Source organism: Paenibacillus sp. EKM301P (assembly GCF_011800295.1).
In the GTDB taxonomy this organism is placed as follows: Bacteria; Bacillota; Bacilli; order Paenibacillales; family Paenibacillaceae; genus Paenibacillus; species Paenibacillus polymyxa.
The window spans coordinates 1-4,045 of record NZ_JAALFM010000027.1 but is presented as its reverse complement, the minus strand read 5'-3'; the positions used below and the strand labels follow the sequence as shown (position 1 = coordinate 4,045).

2 protein-coding genes are annotated in these 4,045 nt (G+C 45.7%); both read left to right on the top strand.

Annotated elements, in window-relative coordinates:
• The coding region (locus HFD99_RS24635) for a condensation domain-containing protein (RefSeq protein ID WP_238797281.1) at window positions 1–2,028 on the top strand (2,028 nt) is incomplete at its 5' end.
• A gap of 10 nt (window positions 2,029–2,038) precedes the next feature.
• On the top strand, window positions 2,039–4,045 hold a 2,007-nt coding region (locus HFD99_RS24630; protein ID WP_167441033.1), incomplete at its 3' end, for a condensation domain-containing protein.

The following is a 4,045-nucleotide window of genomic DNA, read 5'->3' as shown; positions in this document are numbered from 1 at the left end:
TGGCTGCCGGATGGAAACATTGAATATATGGGTCGGATTGACCATCAGGTGAAAATTCGGGGCTACCGGATCGAACTGGGTGAGATTGAAGCGGCAATACTGGCCTACGAAGGGGTCCAGACGGCAGTAGTGCTTGCTCGTGACGACCGTTCTGCGGGAAGTTATTTATGCGCCTATGTTGAACATGCCCAGGAGTTCAATATACAAGCATTAAAGGCTCGTATTAAAGAAGTTCTACCTGAGTACATGGTGCCTGCTTATATCGTATCTATGGAAGCTATGCCTTATCTATCGAGCGGTAAGATCGACAGAAAAGCATTGCCTGAGCCTGATCACAGTCTGTCGATTGAGGTAGATTATATTTCTCCTTCCAATGAGGTTGAAGCGTTGATGGCCGAAATCTGGCAAGAGGTTCTTGGCTATGCTCCTATCGGAACGAATCATAACTTTTTTGAATTGGGCGGAGATTCAATTAAAGCTATTCAAATTTCCACACGTCTAAGTAAGCACGGATATCGTATGGAAATTAAGGACCTTTTCCGTCATCAAACGATAGGTAGCCTGACTCCGGATCTAAGAGCAGTCAGTGTTCAAGCCGAACAAGGGATTATTGAAGGAGAGGCTGAGTTATCGCCTATCCAACGATGGTTTTTTGAGCAAAAGTTCACGGAATCGAACTATTGGAACCAGGCTGTTATGTTGTATAGCCAAAAGGGATGGAAGGAAGAACTGGTCGATCAGGTGTTGTGTAAGCTGACAGAGCATCATGATGCCTTACGAATGACATATACAGCGAGTCCGGACAGAATCACTCCCGTCATTCATGGTACGAATCGAAAGGCATATGCTCTTACTGTTCTGGATGTAAGCCATGAGGCATCCATTGAAGAAGCAATCCAAACCCTTAGCGAAGCGATTCAGCGGCGTATGAATTTGGAAGAGGGTCCACTTGTGCAAGCAGGGTTGTTTCACACGGCTCAAGGGGATCACTTATTACTCGCGATTCATCATTTGGTGGTAGATGGAGTTTCTTGGAGAATTCTATTGGAAGATTTGGAGCAAGGGTATATGCAGGCGCTTAACAATGAAGAAATTCTCTTCCAGGCGAAGACCCATTCATGGAAGGACTGGACCCATCGCCTGGGTGATGATGCAAAGGGTGCGCGTCCAGCTCGTTACAAGCGTTATTGGGAGAATGTGATCCGTCATGCCAGTAAACCGCTTCATAAAGACTACCCGGTCGCTGACAGAAGAGGGAAAGAGCTGAAAATCTGCAGCGTAAGGCTTTCCAAGCAACAAACAGATCGTCTGCAGAAGGATGTACACAAGGTTTATAGTACGAATGTAAACGATCTACTGTTGACAGCCTTTGGACTGGCATTGAGAGACTGGACTGATAATGATGAATTCACCATTTTGCTGGAAGGACACGGACGGGAACAGATCTTTGATGATATAGATATAACCAGAACGGTCGGCTGGTTTACTACGATGTATCCTATTCATCTGGATATGAAGCATAATGCAGATTTAGCTTACCAAATTAAGCTGACCAAGGAAGCGTTGCGACGTGTTCCTAATAAGGGCATTGACTTCGGAATTCTGGAATATATGACCTTACACGATTTGAAAAGTACTAATCAGGGACATTTTGCACCTGAAATCCGGTTTAATTATCACGGCCAGATTGATTCAGGCTCCGTTGCGCCTTTATTTGTCGAATCAAAGTATTCTCCGGGCCGGACAGTAAGTGAGGAGACCGAGACACCATTTGTGCTTGATATTAATGGCAGTATCGAACAGGGGATATTAACCCTCGGGATTGAGTATAGCAGTCGTGAATATGCTGAATCGAGTATTCAAAAATTGGGAAATTTCTTGCAAAGTCGTTTGCTAGAAATTATTGAGCATTGCTCTGAAAAGAAGGAGAAGGAATGGACTCCCGCAGATGTGAGCGATGATGAGAATCTTTCAATTAACGATTTGGATGAGATTATGGCCTACTATAAAAATAATACATCTTCCTAGGCGGTGGATTATGAGTAAAGATCTGCAAATTCAAAGTATATTCCGATTAACCCCGATGCAACAAGGAATCTTGTTCCATAGCCTGCTAGATCAAACTTCGTACGCCTATTTTGAACAGGTGAGTCTTACCTTGAACGGCTTACTCGAGGTAGAGCTTCTGGATCGAAGTCTTTCTGTTCTATTTGAGCGCCATGAAATATTGCGCAGCAATGTTTTTCACGTCAATATTGAAGAGCCTAAATTGATCGTATTTCGGCAAAAGCATCCAGCAATTCACTTTGAGGACATTTCTTCACTAACGCAATCTGACCAGGTGGCCTATATAGAACAGTTTGTTCAACGTGATAAGGCCAACGGATTTGATATTACCCGGGATGAGTTATTCCGGGTCTCCATATTGCAGTGTGCGTCTGATGTATACAAGCTGATCGTTAGCTTCCACCACATCATTATGGATGGATGGTGCTTAGAAATCGTTTTGAAAGAATGGTTCCAGATCTACACATCATTGCAAAAGAATGAGCCAGTTCAACTGGGAGAAGCTCCTTCTTATGAAAAATACCTCAAGTGGTTGGACAAGCAGGATACAGATATAGCGCTTACGTTTTGGGAGCGATATTTGGATGGTTTTGAACAGCAGAGTATCTTGCCTGCGAGTGGTAAAGGGAGCCACGTTGATTACGATCCACAGCAGCAAATCTTTAGCTTTGATTCGCAATTAACGGGTCAGTTGGAATCACTGGCCAAAGAACTCAAGGTTACTTTGAGTACATTGTTTCACTCTATCTGGGGCTTGCTATTGATGAAATACAACAACACCCGCGACGTGGTATTTGGCTCTGTCGTTTCCGGTCGTCCGTCAGATATTCCGGGAGCAGAAAACATGGTAGGCCTATTTATCAATACTATTCCAGTGCGTATATCGAGTGAAGAGGATCATCTTGTTTTTTCGGATTTCGTCCAGCATGTACAACATTCGGTTATGGAGGCGGGGCAGCATCATTATGTGCCCCTTGCTGATATTCAGGCGGGTAGTTTGTTGAAGAGTAATCTGATACACCATATTTTGGCCTTTGAAAATTTCCCGGGTATGGAGGAAGCTTCCGATCACGAGAACGAAAACAGTTTAGCGGTTTCGGAGATGGCTGGCTTTGAACAGACTAATTATTCGTTCAACCTTAACGTTGTCCCCGGTGAGAAACTGCGGATGAAATTCAGCTATAACGGTCTATTATACGAACCAGAATATATAGATCGATTAGGTCGACATGTTGAGGAAATCGCCCGCACTGTAGTTTCGTCTGCTGATATAGTTTTGCACGAAATAGATATCATTCTGCCAGAAGAAAAAGAAGTGATTTTGAAGAAATTCAACGGGACGGCTGCGCCTTATCCAAGGGAGAAGACGATTCATCAATTGTTTGAGGAGCAGGTGGAGCGAACACCGGAACATCCGGCAGCCCTATACCAAAATCGGCAATTGACGTACCGGGAGCTGAATGCCCAGGCGAATCGGGTGGCTCACGTCCTGCGGAAGAAAGGCATCGGGCCCGACCAGATGGTGGGCATCGCAGTTCATCGATCGCTGGAGATGATCGTCGGCCTGCTAGGGATTTTGAAGGCAGGCGGGGCGTATCTGCCGTTACATCCAGAGGACCCGGAAGAACGGCTGGGATTCATGCTGGAGGATAGCGGGGCATCTATCCTGCTGACCCAGCGGGATCAGTTGGACCGCCTTCGTCCGCACGGAGTCGACCGCGAGCTGATCGCTATCGAAGATTTGCTGATGGAGGGGATGGAGCTTACAGGAGAAGAATGCGGGAAGAACCCGGAACCTGTTAATCGCTCGAGCGATTTGGTGTACGTGATCTATACGTCAGGCTCCACTGGCAAGCCGAAGGGAGTCATGATTGAGCACGCTTCACTGATCAACCGGCTGTACTGGATGGAACAACGAATTCCGTTTGGAGCGGAGGATGTGATCCTGCAAAAAACGCCTTATACCTTTGACGTATCG